General features: G+C 33.2%; 15 protein-coding genes. 12 read left to right on the forward strand and 3 right to left on the reverse strand.

All coding sequences use genetic code 11. The annotated features are described in order from the left end of the window. Positions 1–216 precede the first annotated feature (216 nt). The 12 genes from ACMDB5_RS12310 to ACMDB5_RS12365 all read left to right on the forward strand — a co-directional run bounded on the left by ACMDB5_RS12310 (position 217) and on the right by ACMDB5_RS12365 (position 13,446). Positions 217–1,338: an acyltransferase gene (locus ACMDB5_RS12310; protein ID WP_413998556.1), complete on the forward strand. Its 1,122-nt coding sequence runs from the start codon at positions 217–219 to the stop codon at positions 1,336–1,338. 205 nt (positions 1,339–1,543) lie between these two features. Then, positions 1,544–2,317, forward strand: a complete 774-nt coding sequence (locus tag ACMDB5_RS12315) for a Rossmann-like and DUF2520 domain-containing protein (RefSeq protein ID WP_413998557.1) — start codon at positions 1,544–1,546, stop codon at positions 2,315–2,317. Next, on the forward strand, positions 2,301–2,828 hold the full coding sequence (locus ACMDB5_RS12320; protein WP_413998558.1) for a KdsC family phosphatase: 528 nt from the start codon (positions 2,301–2,303) through the stop codon (positions 2,826–2,828). Before ACMDB5_RS12315 ends, ACMDB5_RS12320 begins: the two co-directional genes overlap by 17 nt. A 90-nt stretch (positions 2,829–2,918) precedes the next feature. Beyond that, positions 2,919–3,845 carry a geranylgeranylglycerol-phosphate geranylgeranyltransferase gene (locus ACMDB5_RS12325; protein WP_413998559.1) on the forward strand — a complete coding sequence of 309 codons (927 nt, stop codon included), beginning with the start codon at positions 2,919–2,921 and terminating at the stop codon, positions 3,843–3,845. Next, complete coding sequence (locus ACMDB5_RS12330) at positions 3,838–4,422, forward strand: Maf-like protein (RefSeq protein WP_413998560.1); 585 nt, start codon at positions 3,838–3,840, stop codon at positions 4,420–4,422. The genes ACMDB5_RS12325 and ACMDB5_RS12330 overlap by 8 nt, the downstream gene beginning before the upstream one ends. A gap of 12 nt (positions 4,423–4,434) precedes the next feature. Beyond that, positions 4,435–4,965 carry a mechanosensitive ion channel domain-containing protein gene (locus tag ACMDB5_RS12335; protein ID WP_414000388.1) on the forward strand — a complete coding sequence of 177 codons (531 nt, stop codon included), beginning with the start codon at positions 4,435–4,437 and terminating at the stop codon, positions 4,963–4,965. Between the two features lie 300 nt (positions 4,966–5,265). Then, entirely contained in the window at positions 5,266–7,086 is a 1,821-nt protein-coding gene (locus tag ACMDB5_RS12340) for a hypothetical protein (RefSeq protein ID WP_413998561.1), read from the forward strand. 157 nt (positions 7,087–7,243) lie between these two features. Next, the gene (locus ACMDB5_RS12345) at positions 7,244–7,546 is read left to right on the forward strand and encodes a hypothetical protein (RefSeq protein WP_413998562.1); all 303 of its coding nucleotides are present in this window, start codon (positions 7,244–7,246) and stop codon (positions 7,544–7,546) included. Between the two features lie 163 nt (positions 7,547–7,709). Then, entirely contained in the window at positions 7,710–8,213 is a 504-nt protein-coding gene (locus ACMDB5_RS12350) for a hypothetical protein (protein WP_413998563.1), read from the forward strand. 174 nt (positions 8,214–8,387) lie between these two features. Next, positions 8,388–8,912, forward strand: a complete 525-nt coding sequence (locus ACMDB5_RS12355) for a hypothetical protein (RefSeq protein WP_413998564.1) — start codon at positions 8,388–8,390, stop codon at positions 8,910–8,912. Between the two features lie 151 nt (positions 8,913–9,063). After that, entirely contained in the window at positions 9,064–11,595 is a 2,532-nt protein-coding gene (locus tag ACMDB5_RS12360) for a PIG-L family deacetylase (protein ID WP_413998565.1), read from the forward strand. 123 nt (positions 11,596–11,718) lie between these two features. Further along, entirely contained in the window at positions 11,719–13,446 is a 1,728-nt protein-coding gene (locus ACMDB5_RS12365) for a sodium:solute symporter (protein WP_413998566.1), read from the forward strand. A gap of 156 nt (positions 13,447–13,602) precedes the next feature. Here ACMDB5_RS12365 and ACMDB5_RS12370 read toward each other — a convergent pair whose 3' ends face one another. The 3 genes from ACMDB5_RS12370 to ACMDB5_RS12380 all read right to left on the reverse strand — a co-directional run bounded on the left by ACMDB5_RS12370 (position 13,603) and on the right by ACMDB5_RS12380 (position 15,953). Next, positions 13,603–14,445: a DUF2911 domain-containing protein gene (locus ACMDB5_RS12370; protein ID WP_413998567.1), complete on the reverse strand. Its 843-nt coding sequence runs from the start codon at positions 14,443–14,445 to the stop codon at positions 13,603–13,605. A gap of 74 nt (positions 14,446–14,519) precedes the next feature. Next, entirely contained in the window at positions 14,520–15,173 is a 654-nt protein-coding gene (locus tag ACMDB5_RS12375; protein ID WP_413998568.1) for an HAD family hydrolase, read from the reverse strand. A 66-nt stretch (positions 15,174–15,239) separates the two neighbouring features. Continuing rightward, the gene (locus tag ACMDB5_RS12380) at positions 15,240–15,953 is read right to left on the reverse strand and encodes a ThiF family adenylyltransferase (RefSeq protein WP_413998569.1); all 714 of its coding nucleotides are present in this window, start codon (positions 15,951–15,953) and stop codon (positions 15,240–15,242) included. Between the last annotated feature and the right edge of the window lie 29 nt (positions 15,954–15,982).

Raw genomic sequence — 15,982 nt, forward strand, 5'->3', positions numbered from 1 at the left:
CTTGCTTTGGTTGCCTGTTTATGCCCCTTCGCAAAGACGAACATGCCTACCAGTTTATTTTATCAGTATAAAATTTTGTAAGAAAATTTGAAATATATTTGAAAAAAAATAATGTATGACACCTATCATACCTATAAACGGCTTAGTTTAAAAGTAAAAAACACATTTCATATCGGTGGAATTTACCTTAAACAACTAAAAAATATTTTATTACAAATGACACAAAAACAAGAGAAAAACAGAATTCCACAACTTGATATTCTAAGAGTATTGGCTACGCTAATGGTAATAACAGTACACGCCGGAGATATCTATATGTACGATGCAAAAACAATGAGTTTTGGCACCGAAGCTTCTGTAATTGCCGTTTTGCTGCGCTCTTGCGTACCCCTTTTTATCATTATGTCATCGATTTTGTTGTTGCCCATAAAAACCGACACCACCACTTTTTTCAAACGACGTTTTTCTCGTGTTGTCATTCCATTTTTAATTTGGTCTATTATTTATGTATTCCTACCCATTCCAAATGAAATAGCCTTTGGAGGTCCTTCCAATGCATTCACAGATTTAGGAATGAACGTATATCTATATAACCTGATGATGATTCCAATAAACTTCACAGGAAGTAACGTTCATTTTTGGTTCATTTACATCATATTAGGCTTGTATTTATTTATGCCTATTTTCTCTCCTTGGATAAAAACAGCCACGAAGAAAATGTTGGTTTTCTATCTTTCTCTATGGGGAATCACCTTGTTTTTACCGTATGTTCATTTACTTTTCCCTCAAATACAAGGTGAATGTGACTGGAATAGTTTTGGAATGTTTTATTATTTTGGAGGTTATTTTGGCTATGTTATCCTGGGGTATTTTTTACACCATTACAACTCTTTGTCTATTACTAAATCTGTAGCAATTGGTAGCATTCTTTTTATTGTTGGCACAATTGTTACTTATATCGGATTTAAATCTGACCAAAACGCATTTTTACATAAAATAATAAGCTCAAATGTAGAAGATTGGAAACTTATTGAATTCAACATCAGCTTTCTTGCACCAAGTGTTGTAATTATGACTGCCGGAGTTTTTATGATATTTCAAAAGATTCAAATTTCAGGTTTAATCGAACGCCTATTTAAGGAATTATCCGTTTTGAGTTATGGTATCTTTTTAATCCATTATATCCTCGTTTTATGGATTGGCAACTGGATGCAAGATATTCTAATAATAAACGCGGGAATCGAACAGCTTTTAATAGCGCTGCTTACATTTTTGATTTCGTATTGCATCGTAAAACTTATTTCATTAATTCCAAAATCAAAATACATCATCGGTTGATTTTAGAATCGATTGGAAACTACGAAAAAACAATTTCGCTGTCTGCCCTTTTCGGATTGACAGCGAAATTGTTTTTTTACAATAAACGTGCATTTCATTTAAATATTCTTGAAAGTGTCACTCTTTCAAAAAACACAGTGATTGTAGGCATTTCCGAATTGCAATCAACGGGTTTTTCTTCACTTTTTTTTGTTAATTTTGCCGAATGATTAAAGTGATTATTATAGGTTCGGGAAATGTAGCGCAACATTTGATTGCCGCATTTCAAAAATCTCAAAAAGAAGGGACTGAAATTGAGCTGATTCAGGTTTTTTCAAGAAAAAGGGAAGCACTTGTCCATCTGCTCGGTTCAGATCAAATTACTTCTGATTACAATCAATTATTGGAAGCTGATTTGTATATCATTGCCGTTTCAGATGATGCAATTTCAACGGTTTCTGACCAATTGCCTTTCAAAAACCGTTTGGTAGCCCACACTTCTGGAAGCGTTCCGTTGGATGTTTTAAATGATAACAATCGGAAAGCTGTTTTTTATCCGCTTCAAACATTTACAAAAAACAAAGCAGTTGATTTTAGGAACATTCCCATTTGTTTAGAAAGTGAAAATGCTACAGATTTTCAATTATTAAAAAAAGTAGCCCAAACTATATCTGACAGTGTTTTTGCTATCAATTCCCATCAACGAAAAGCCTTACATGTTGCGGCGGTATTTGTAAACAATTTCACGAATCATTTGTACCAAATTGGGAGTGAGATTTGTCAGGAAAACCAAGTCCCTTTTGACATTCTAAAACCATTGATACAGGAAACCGCTCAAAAAATAATGAGTCTTTCGCCCGAAGAAGCGCAAACAGGACCCGCAATGCGCAATGACAAAAAAACAATTGAAGCACATGAATTATTTTTATACGATAAAAATCAAGCAACTATTTACAAAATACTAACACAATCTATACAAGATAATGGCAAAAAGTTATAAAGAAATAATGAACGACATCACTACTTTTATTTTTGATGTTGATGGTGTACTTACAGACAGCTCCGTTTTTGTAACCACCGAAGGAGAAATCCTTAGAACAATGAACATTCGTGACGGTTATGCGATGAAAGCGGCCGTAGAAAGCGGTTATAATGTATGCATTATTTCGGGAGGAAGCAATGAAGGCGTTCGTGTGCGTTTGCGAAATCTCGGAATTACTGACATCCATTTAGGCACGCCGGACAAAGTAGAAACTTTTAAAGAATACACCGAATTATACAATATCAATCCAGCGCAGGTTTTATACATGGGAGACGATATCCCGGATTATCACGTTATGAAATTAGTTGGTTTGCCTACTTGTCCACAAGACGCAAGTCCGGAAATTAAAACGATATCTACTTATATCTCGCATAAAAATGGAGGAAAAGGTGCCGCACGCGATGTTATTGAACAAGTGATGAAAGTACAAGGAAAATGGATGGAGCATTTTGATGGCAAATTGGATTAGTTTGCAGTGATCAGATTGTAGTTGTAGTTTACATAAGTAGATGACTAATAAAAAACAGACAACTCTTAACTCATAACCAATAACTCCAAAATGAACTTCCTAAAACTCATTCGTTACCAAAACCTGCTTCTGATTGCTTTCATGCAGTTGGTTTTCAGATACGGCTTTTTGAAATTGCAAAACATTCCTCTGGCTTTAACCGATTGGCACTATGCATTATTGATATTAAGTACAATACTAATTGCTGCTGCAGGCTATGTAATCAATGATATATTTGATCAAAATACCGATAACGAAAATAAACCCAACAAAGTTATTGTTGGCAAAAGCATCAGCGAAACCAAAGCTTACAATCTATATGTCGCTTTGAATGTAAGCGGTGTTGCAATTGGTTTTTATTTATCGAATGTCATTCAGAAACCCAGCTTTGCTGTCATTTTTATCTTGATTGCCAGTACGCTTTATTTGTATGCAACAAGTCTAAAACAACTGCCACTTCTAGGAAATATTGTTGTAGCATTACTGTTGTCATTTAGTGTTGTTATTATTGGTGTTTTTGACTTATATCCTGTCATTGACTCCGAAAATCAATTGCTAATGGCCAATCTGTTTTCGATACTTTTAGATTATGCTATCTTTGCCTTTATAATCAATTTCATTCGAGAAATTGTCAAAGATTTAGAAGACATAAACGGTGACTCTTCCCAAGGAATGAAAACCTTGGCTATTATATTAGGAACTAATAAAGCCTCAAAGTTGATTTTTGCTTTGGGATTGTTTCCAATTGTATTGCTTTTAAATTATGTCAACAATTATTTTGTGACCAATAATTTACTTATTGCCAGCATTTATGCTTTTCTCTTTGTCTTGGCACCTTTGATTTATTTCAATATAAAAATTTGGACGGCAAAAACGAAAAATGACTTTAAAGCTCTAAGTTTACTCTTAAAATGGATTCTCCTTTTTGGAATTTTATCCATTGTCATCATTACCTTAAATATAAAATACAATGCTTAAAAATAAATTAAAACAATACAAACTCATTTTAGCTTCCGGTTCTCCAAGAAGACAGCAATTCTTCAAAGATTTAGACTTAGATTTTGAAATTCGGCTAAAAGAAATTGAAGAAATATATCCACCCGAATTAAAAGCGGCCGAAATAACGAACTATCTTGCTGAATTAAAAGCCAATGCTTTTGAAGGAGAATTAAAGGAAAATGAAATCCTAATAACAAGCGATACCATTGTTTGGCATAATGAAAAAGCATTGGGCAAACCAAAAGACAAACAAGATGCTTTTGAAATTTTAAAATCACTATCTAATTCTACTCATGATGTGATCACTTCGGTTTGCTTTAAAACGGCTACAAAAACGGCACTTTTATGCGAAACCACAAAAGTCAGCTTTAATGAATTAAGCGATGAAGCAATTCTCTATTATATTGATAATTACAAACCTTTTGACAAAGCCGGCGCTTATGGCATTCAGGAATGGATTGGATTCGTTGGAGTTTCTAAAATCGAAGGTTCTTATGCCAATGTCATGGGTATGCCGGTAGATAAAGTGTATGAATATTTGAACAACTTAGCATAAAAGCATATGGATATTACTTTTTTTAATGATTTTGTAAAAGAATTAATCGAATCGGGAATTTTGATCCTTTTTGTAATCGCATTGCGAATTATCATTTCAAAAGTGGTTCGACGTTTTGCAAAATCATCACAAATTATAGAGCATCGCACCAATCTGGTTATCAAATACATTCATTTGCTGATTACCATTTTGGCACTAATTATTCTTATCGTTATTTGGGGTGTTCAGGCTGAAGATATTATCATTGCCGTTTCATCGGTTGCCACGGTCGTTGGTGTTGCCATGTTTGCTCAATGGTCTATTCTGAGTAACATCACTTCGGGAATCATACTGTTTTTTTCATTTCCCTTCAAAATAGGCGATGTTATCCAAATTCATGACAAAGATTTCCCTATTGTTGCGGAAATTGAGGACATTGGAGCTTTTCATATAGCCTTAAAAACCAAGGAAGGCGAAATGATTGTCTATCCTAACAATCTTCTTTTCCAGAAAGGAATCTCGATATTAAAAACTCATTTTGATGACAAGGAATTTGTTGATTAATGATTTTCTATAAAATTTCAAATCTTCCTATTATTTTGTTCTAACTTTATAGTAAATAAAGCATAATCCGATTAAAGATAAACATCTAACTTACAATCAAAAACATCATTTTTGTCTGTAAGTTAGCGTTTCTTAAATTGTATAAAAAGTAGAACAAAGTAACAAACTTGATCCCAAATCTAAGACTGAACAATTTAAAATAATAATTTTAAATAAACTTCCCCGGAACACAATAATAAGCTGATTTTCTTATTGTTGAAATTCTATTTAAAGTACAAAAAGCTATTAAAATTATTAAAAATGCCTTCAATTCAAAAAATAGCAGTATTAATTTTAATATTCCTCAGCTATCAGATTTCTTTTTCGCAAAGTAATAAAAAGGAAAAAGATAGCTCCAGAGGTTATCAAAATATTCAAACCTATTCTAAAAAACACAAATACACCACGTTTTTACACAAGCTAATTTTTGAATCCATTGATTCAAAAAAAGAAACACCAATAATTGAACCAAAAAATCAAAAAGATTTTGAAGGAAAAATTATTAGAAACATCAATATTATAACGCTCGATCCGTTTGGTTTTTCTGAAACAGACTCAACCAAGCGGCCCAAAAATTGGTCAGAAAGATCGGGAAATATATTGCATCTAAAAACCAAAAATATTGCAATCAAAAATCTATTGCTTTTTAAGAAAAACACTCCTTATAATGCGCTAAAAATAAACGAATCCGAACGTATTATCCGGTCTCAAAAATTCGTAAACAGAGTCAATATTTCAGAAAAACTGACCGCTAAAGAATCAGATTCCGTTGATGTATTTATTCGAGTTTTGGATTCTTGGAGTTCATTACCAAAAGCTTCGATTTCCAGCTCAAAAGCCTCTTTAGGAATAAATGAAAGAAATATATTTGGTATAGGTCATCAGTTTGATTACAAATTCACCAACAGATCAAGTGATGGAAAAAATGCCAACGATCTTACATACACGGTTCCAAACATTAGAAACACTTTCATCAAAACAATATTAAATTACCACATTGATTTAGATAATAATTATGGCAAAAGCATCACCGTAGAACGCCCTTTTTATTCGCCTTTGACAAAATGGGCGGGCGGAATCTATTTAGATCAACAATTTCGGGTAGATACTTTGCAAGGTTTAGATCTAAAATATGCTAAACAAAATTTTAAATACAATTCCCATGATTTTTGGATTGGCAAAGCTTTCCAAATATTTAAAGGAAATACTATCGATGAAAAAACAACTAATTTAATAATTTCTGGGCGTTTATTAAATAAAAAATATATAGAAACCCCTACTATTGCCTACGATTCTATCCGTTTTTATGCTGACGAAACCTTCTTTTTATCAGGAATTGGAATTAATACTCGTAAATTTATTGGAGACAAATATATATTTAAAAATGGTGTCATAGAAGACGTCCCAATTGGAAGAATATATGGTATAACATTGGGGTACCAAAATAAAAATAACAGTTGGCGTCCTTATTTAGGAAGTCAGATTTCCTTTGGAAAATATTACAAATGGGGATTTTTAAGCACTAATTTTGAAGTTGGTACTTTCTTTAATAAATCCAAAACGGAACAATCCGCTTTTTCATTTCAAGCCAATTATTTCACCAAACTAATCGACATTGGAAGCTGGAAATTGAGACAGTTTATTAAACCCGAAGCTATCTTAGGTATCAACCGTAAAAATTCTATTGGCGACCAACTTACTATTAACGACGCAACCGGAATTCAAGGATTCAACAGTCCAATATACGGAACCAATAAAATGGTATTGACACTACAAACACAAGCTTACTCTCCTTGGAATCTTGGGGGATTCAGGATAAACCCCTATTTTAATTATTCGGTTGCATTATTAGGAAATTCACAAAATAAGTTACAAAAAAACAAAGCTTATTCTAAAATTGGAATCGGGCTTATAATTAATAATGATTATTTAGTGTTTAGTGCTTTCCAAATATCACTTGCTTATTATCCTGTTATTCCATTTGAAGGAGAGAATATTTTTAAAACCAATGCCTTCCAAACCTCTGATTTTGGACTGCAAAATTTCGAATTAGCCAAACCTAGAGCTGTACTTTATAAGTAAAACAGATAAATATATCTTTAACACACTTATAAAATAATATTTTTTTTATCAAAAAGTGTAAATTTCACAAAATTCATCTTAAATCATACAACTCTAATAATCAGATTATTATTATCTTTATACAAATAATCTGAATAAATCAAAAACCAAGAAAAAGATGAAAAAATTAACTTTCTATTTAATGATAATGGTGTTATCGTTAAGTGCTATTCCAACTACAATGGTTGCCGCCGAAAAAAATCCAACTCCAAAAGAAGTTCCGGCAGAGGTTCAAATCAAGCTAAATCGCTTGGAAGAAATCAAAGAAATGGATAAATCTTCTTTAACTTCTTCGGAAAAAAAAGAACTCCGTAAGGAAGTAAGGGAAATAAAAAATAATTTGAGATCATCCGGAAATGGAGTGTACCTATCTGTAGGTGCGATAATTATCATTATCTTATTGCTGATTTTATTGTTGTAATATATTTAAAGAGAATAAAATAAGAGCCTTTTCAAGGCAATATCTTCTTTTACTTTAAATAATAAAGAAAGCCAATCAACCATTTTGGCACAATTGTTGGCTTTACTCAAGAGTATTGATCAAATCAATGCTTTTTAGATACTAATTATAAAACATAATAGAAATGAAAACTTTAAAATTAATCGCTTTTGGGATAGTGCTATTTGTAAGTAGCTCGATGCATTCACAAGTATCCGTTAATGTAAACATTGGAAGGCCGCCTGCTTGGGGACCAGCAGGCTATTCAGCAGTAGAATACTACTATTTACCAGATGTTCAAGCTTATTATGATATTCGGGCTTCACAATTTATCTATTTTGGTAGTGGAAGATGGATAAGATCTAGAAATTTACCTAGACAATACCGTAACTATGACTTATATAATGGCTATAAAGTAGTGTTAAACGATTATCACGGAAACACACCTTATACTTATTTTAAAAATCATAAATCAAAATATCATAAGGGATACAGAGGGCCTCAACAAAGAACAATTGGTAAACGATACGATAAAAACGATAATTACAATAAAAAGGAAAATAACAATCATAAAGGAAATAATGGTCATGGAAATAAAAATGATCATGGAAAAGGAAATGATCGTGGTCATGGAAACGGAAAACACTAATTTCAATTTCATCTAGATAAAAAAAGAAACGCAAGTCGCGTTTCTTTTTTTTTTGATTAATTATTAAACCAATTTTTAGGCAAAAAATTATCTTGGCACAGTTGTTGGATTTAGCTTTAAAGTATTGAGACAATCAATACACTTTTAAAAATATAAACATTAAAATATAGAAAGATGAAAAATTTAAAATTACTCGCCGTTGGAATAGTTCTACTTGTATTCGGTTCAGCTCAAGCTCAAGTTTCAGTAAGTGTAAATATAGGTTCACCTCCTGCCTGGGGTCCTAGAGGTTATGCAGAAGTAGAATATTATTATTTGCCAGATGTTCAAGCTTACTACGACATTAGAGCTTCACAATTTGTTTATTTTGGAAATGGAAATTGGGTAAGATCAAGATATTTACCAAGACAGTACAGAAACTATGATTTATATGCAGGGCATAAAGTAGTACTAAATGGCTATCATGGTAATCGCCCTTATGCACACTTTAACAATCATAAAAAGAATCATCATTCAGGATATAGAGATGGATATCATAGACCGGTAGCATATAAAAATTATAATGACAAAAGATATTATGCTAATAATCATAGATATTCAAATGATAAAAGACATTATGATAACCGCAAAGACCATGGCAAACATGATAACCGTAGAAACAACAGGGATTCTAGAAATAATGACCACGGAAGACATTAATTCCTAATCAAGAATAGTCAAAAAAGGGAGCATCACATCGGTGCTCCCTTTTTTGACTATTTTTATATTTTAATAAAGAAAATAAAAATCAGCTTTAAATAAAACTTTTAATTACTACATTTGAAGTAATTGCAAATTAATTTTACCAAAAATGCACCAAAATAAAATTCAATTTCTTTTAATTTTTCTTTTTTCATTTCAAATATTGTTAGCTCAAAAGCCTCAAAAACCTAATTCGGTTGAAATTTACAATCAAATCCAAAAATTAAATTTTCTGGGATCAGTGCTTTATATCGCTGCGCATCCTGATGATGAAAACACCCGATTAATTTCTTATTTATCAAATGATAAAAAAGCAAGAACAGGATATCTATCATTGACCCGCGGTGATGGAGGTCAAAACTTGATTGGTCCACAATTGAGAGAATTATTAGGTGTTATAAGAACCCAAGAACTGATAGAAGCCCGAAAAATTGATGGGGGTGAACAATTTTTTTCGCGTGCCAATGATTTTGGTTTTTCTAAAAATCCTGCTGAAACCTTAGAAATATGGGATAAAGAAAAAGTACTTTCGGATATAATTTGGGCAATTCGAAAATTTCAGCCAGATGTAATTATAAATCGCTTTGATCATCGTTCTCCGGGAACCACACACGGGCACCATACTGCATCAGCGATGTTGAGCGTTGAAAGTTTTGATTTAACGGCCAATCCAACAATATTTCCTAATCAATTAAGTTTAGTGCAAACTTGGCAACCCAAACGTCAATTTTTTAATACTTCTTGGTGGTTTTACGGAAGCAAAGAAAAATATGATGCCGCAGACAAAAGCAATTTAACATCAATTCAAACAGGGGTTTATTATCCTAATCTGGGAAAATCAAATCAAGAAATTGCCGCATTAAGCAGAAGCGCCCATCAATCACAAGGTTTTGGCGCTACGGGAGTTCGTGGTGAAGACAAGGAGTATCTAGAACTCATCAATGGCGAAAAACTAAAAGACAAATCCGATATTTTTGAAGGCATTGATACCAGCTGGAACCGCATTAAAGGCGGAAAAGCAATCGGTGATTTATTGACGCTAATAGCTACTCAATTTGACTCTAAAAATCCTTCTGCAAGTATTCCAAATTTGGTGAAAGCTTATTCGATGATTCAATCATTGGATGAAAATCATTGGAAAACATTAAAATCTGAAGAGATAAAAAATATCATTGCTGCCTGTTCAGGTCTATATCTTGAAGCAGTTGCGCAAAACCAGGAAGCAACTCCGGGAAGCACTGTAAAATTAAAGCTCGAAGCGATCAACAGGAGTACTACGCCGATGCAATTAAGCAGTATTACCACTTTACCCGGACATATAAACACCTTACAAAATAGACCTTTGAATAATAATGTTTCTGAAAATATAGCCTCAGAAATATTGCTGCCTTCTTCAATTGAATATACCCAACCTTATTGGCTCAAAGAAAAAGGAACAGAAGGAATGTATGCCGTAGAAGATCAAAAAAACATTGGAATTCCTGATGTAATCCGAGATGTAAAAGTGATTTTTAATGTCAAAATTAACGAAATCGAAATCCCATTTGAACGCACTGTAATCTATAAATACAATGACGAAGTAAAAGGGGAAATGTACAATTATCTTGATATTGTACCCGAAGTAACCACAAGTATTCTTAACAAAGTATCCCTTTTTAATAATGGAAAAAATAAATCTATTGCCGTAAAAATAAAAGCGGGAAAAGATAACGTAAAAGGAAATCTACAATTGGAGTTATCAAAAAAATGGATTGTCTCTCCAAAATCGGTTCCTTTTAATTTAGATAAAAAAGGAATGGAGCAAGTAATTTACTTTGATGTAACGCCTCCTTCAGAAACCTCAGAGATTATTGCCAAAAGTATCGCCATTGTAGACAACAAAAAATTTGATAAAGATCAAGTAATAATCGATTTTCCACATATCACAAAGCAACAGGTACTGAAGCCGGCAGAAGCTAAATTCATCAAAATTGATTTGAAAACCATCAATAAGAGAATTGGTTATATTATGGGTGCTGGCGATGAAGTTCCCGAAAGTTTAGCACAAATGGGCTATAAAGTCACACTCTTGAAGCCCGAAGAAATAACTCCCGAAAAACTGGAATCCCTTGATGTTGTCATCACCGGAGTAAGGGCTTATAATACCGTACCGGAATTGGCTAACAAACAAAGTATTCTTTTTGATTTTGTAAAAGGTGGAAAAACAATGTTAGTGCAATACAATACGCCAAATACAATCATTTCGACAAATATTGCTCCATATCCATTAAAAATTTCAAATGATAGGGTAACTGAAGAAAATGCTGAAGTACGTTTTTTAGCGCCAAATCATCCCGTTATGAATTATCCCAACAAAATCACTTCTAAAGATTTTGAAGGTTGGAAGCAAGAACAAGGTTTGTATTATCCCAATGAATTTGATAAAGCCTTCACTCCTATTTTATCTTCCAATGACAAAGGCGAAAGTCCGAAAAAAGGTGCTTTACTTGTAGCGCCTTATGGAAAAGGGCACTATATTTATACCGGGCTGAGTTTATTTAGGGAATTACCAGAAGGCGTTTCGGGAGCATATCGATTATTATCAAATATAATTTCGTTAGAAACACCGCCAACTGTTCCTGCTCAAAAACTAAAACCATAAAACAATCACAATATGGAAACTAAAAAAACAAACCCTTGGAAGAAAAGTTATACTTGGGTACTAATGGCTAATGTCATATATATTACGCTCTTTTATCTAATAATGAAATTATACTCTTAAAATATGCAGCTATTCGATTGGATTGTACTTATAGTTACCCTATTATTTATTGTAATTTATGGAGCTTGGAAAACAAAAGGAAGTAAAAGTGTAGAAGACTTCATTCTTGGTAGTAACGAAACGCCTTGGTATACCGTAGGATTATCTGTTATGGCTACTCAAGCCAGTGCCATAACCTTTTTATCTACGCCCGGACAAGCCTATCATGACGGAATGGGTTTTGTACAATTCTACTTCGGATTGCCTATTGCTATGGTCGTAATCTGTTTGACATTTATTCCTATTTATCATAAGTATAAGGTTTATACCGCATACGAATATCTCGAAAAACGTTTTGATCTAAAAACTCGTTCGCTTGCCGCAGTCCTTTTCTTGTTTCAAAGAGGATTGGGAACGGGATTAACAATATATGCTCCGGCTATCATTTTGTCGGCTTTATTGGGTTGGAACCTTACTTACATGAACATTATCATTGGTGTATTGGTAATAATCTACACTTTTTCAGGTGGAACCAAAGCGGTAAATGTTACCCAAAAACAACAAATGTTTGTGATTATGTCTGGAATGTTAATCACTTTTTTCCTGATTTTACATTTTTTACCAAATGATATGACATTTAGCAATGCCATGCATATTGCTGGGGCAAATGATAAAATGGATATTGTGAGTTTTTCAACAGATCCCGAAGAAAAATACACCTTGTGGAGTGGAATCACTGGCGGATTTTTTCTGGCTCTTGCCTATTTCGGAACTGACCAATCTCAAGTGGGACGCTATTTATCCGGAAAATCTGTTCGCGAAAGTCAGATGGGATTAATCATGAATGGCCTTTTAAAAGTGCCAATGCAGTTTTTTATATTACTTACCGGAGTTATGGTTTTTGTTTTTTTTCAATTCAATCCAGTTCCGTTAAATTTTAATCCAAATAATAAAGTTGCCATAGAGAAATCTCAATATAAAGGGGAGTATGATCTTTTAGAAAAGAAATTAGACAGTCTTTCTGAGGAAAAAAAAGTGATCAACCTTTTGTATATCGATCAACTTAACCAAGATTACGACAACCCGATTTTGCGAAAAGAATTAGTTGCCCTGTCAACAAAAGAAAAAGACTTAAGGGATCATGCCAAAGAAATTATTTTGAAAGCGGATAGCAGTAGCGAAACGAATGATAAAGACTATGTTTTTTTTCACTTCATTTTGCATTACTTACCCAAAGGACTTATCGGATTATTATTGGCGGTAATTATATCGGCAGCAATGTCATCAACCGCTTCTGGACTTAACGCCCTTGCTTCTACTACGGCAATCGATATTTACAAACGCAATGTAAAAGGAGAAAAATCAGATAAACATTATTTAAATGCCACAAAATTTTTCACTTTGTTTTGGGGAATTATTGCCATACTTTTTGCTTGTGTCGGGACTCTGTTTGAAAATTTAATCCAATTGGTAAATATCATCGGATCGATTTTCTATGGAACGGTATTGGGGATTTTCTTGGTAGGATTTTATATAAAACACGTCAAAGCCAAGTCTATTTTTTATAGTGCGCTTGTCAGCCAAATCACCATTTTTATCATTTACTATTACGCTATTGCTATTTTCCCAAGTGGGGAAGAAAAACTAGGCTATTTATGGCTCAATTTCATTGGAGCCTTACTTACAATAGTACTTTCCTCGATACTGGAATGGACTGTTTTCAGAAAACAAAAAGTAGTATTAAACGACTAAACTAATATGATTAGACAGACTGAAAATCTTCGATCTTGGATAATAAACTTTATTAAAAGCTAAAACGAAATGCAGTTTTAACTATTCTTGGAACCAATAAAAAATCCCGTCTAACCTTAAGAAAGACGGGATTTCTTTATTTATAATATAAGAATATTATTTACTCCATTCAGCAATGCTGTCTTTATTCATTTTTACATAATCTTGATTCCCGGCAGCTTCAGAAGCAGCAAGCGACAATTTAGCTGTCTCGATAGCGCCTTTTTTATCGCCTTGTTTTGCTTGGATCAAAGATTTTAATCGCAAATAATAAAAGGGTTTGTTCTGAGTCAATTCCAATGCTTTATCAATATAAGTTCTTGCTTTATTGACATCCATATTAGCCAAATAATAGAACTGGGCAGAAGAAAAATAATCGGCTGCTGATGGGCCTGTCAATACCTTTTCTATGCTTTCCATCGCGGTCTTTTTAGTAGGTACCTCAAATTTCAAAGCAGCATACGAATTCTCCCAATAGATCTCTAAATAAGCAAAATCAGTATCTAATCGGCTGAATCCAATGGTAAAAGTTTCTACCGCCTTAGGCAAAGCTTCTTCTTTTACTGTAGCTCTCAAAGCCACATTTGCTTCATTAAATTCTTGTGGTGTTCCCCAATTATCAGTTGTTTTATAAAAAATTACTTCCCAACTTTGAATATTTGGAATAGTATATAAAGCGTACTTTCCTTTCTTTAATGTCTTACCATCAATAACTACGTCATCACTAAAAGAAATAATCGTATTTTCATTGGCACCGGTTCTCCAAAGTTTCCCAAAAGGAATCAAATTACCAAAAACAGCTCTTCCTCTTGCAGAAGGTCTAGAATATACAACTTCTACATCCGTTAGACCAACAACTTGTTTTATGGTTGTCTTCGGACTTGATTCGGGCGTTTTTACCTGGGCTTCAATGGTAAAATTTGCAATAATAACCGCTAATAAAATAAGTACTTTTTTCATATTATTTTTTTTATTTTTTTTCAAATTTACAAATTCAAATATTCATAATTGTTAATTTTTTAATAATACCCAAATCAGAATTGAGCTACTTTTTCAAAATTTAATTCATCGAAATGGTTGATTATCAAATCCGCATCCGATAAATCTTGCAATTTCGAGTGGAAACTATTGTAACCCACGCATAAAATTCCGGCTCCTTTAGCCGCTTTCACTCCATTAGTACTGTCTTCAATTATGATGCAATTTTCTTTTGGCGCAATTGATAAAGAAGCAGCATGTACAAAAATAGCCGGATCGGGTTTTGATTTTGGAAAATCCTCGCCGCTTACAATATGACTGAAGTATTGATGTAAATTAAAACGTCTAAAAACACGATCTATTGTTACTTTTGAAGCCGAAGAAGCTAAAATTAATTGCATCCCTTTTTCATGGAATTCTTTGATTAGTTTTTCTACGCCTTCCAATAATTCTAAATCGGCTTTGTTGTCAAAGGCATCATTAAAAATGGTTCTTTTTCTTTGGATTAAATCTTCAACATCTTCTTCCAAATTAAAAATTGCCTTTAAATTCTGGAACACATTACGGGTAGAGTTTCCGGTAAATGTGGAAAACAACTCATTGCTTACCGGAATATTTAATTCTTCAAAATGTTGAAAATAAGCATAACGGTGCACGGGCTCCGTATCAACTATTACTCCATCCATATCGAAAATTACTGTTTGTATCATTATTTTAGTTCTGAAATTTATATTTAAAATTATTTTTTATTCTAGGATCTGAAAACAGCAATAGACTTACTTTTTCAATAAATAACGGATCACGGTCTCAGCGGCATAAAGACCAAATAATCCTGGCATATAACTATTGGTTCCATAAAATGATTTTTTATAATTAGAACCATCTGTCATTTTTAAACTGGCGTCGTCTTGGATTTCTGATGAAAAAACGACTTTTAGTTTATCTATTTTAGCCTCTTTTAAGCGTCTTCGGATCGTTTTGGCCAAAAAGCAATTTACAGTATTACTGATATCGGACACTTTTACTTTAGAGGCTTCCATCTTTCCTCCGGCCCCCATACTTGAGATAATTTTCACTCTTTTTCGCTTGGCTCCAATAATTAAATTTAGTTTTGGAGTCACGCTATCAATACAATCCAAAACATAATCAAATTCATCAGTAACAATTTCAAACGCACGCTCAGGCGAAAGAAACTCTTGTACTCTTATCAATATTAATTCGGGATTAATATCCATTAATCGGTCTCCTACTACGGTAATTTTGGGTTGTCCTACGGTAGAGTGCAAAGCTGGCAATTGTCTGTTTATATTTGTTATATCTACTACATCTCCGTCTACAATAGTCATCTTGCCCACTCCTGCCCTGGCCAAAAATTCGGCAGCAAAGGATCCTACACCACCAAGACCTACCACTAAAACATTTGCGTTTTGTAATTTTTCTAAGCCTTCTTTTTTAAATAAAAGCTCTGCTCGCTCTGTCCATTCTGCCATGATTAAAGTTTATTCGTTAATTCGGTAAT

It is taken from the genome of Flavobacterium sp. W1B, assembly GCF_047344965.1.
GTDB lineage: Bacteria > Bacteroidota > Bacteroidia > Flavobacteriales > Flavobacteriaceae > Flavobacterium.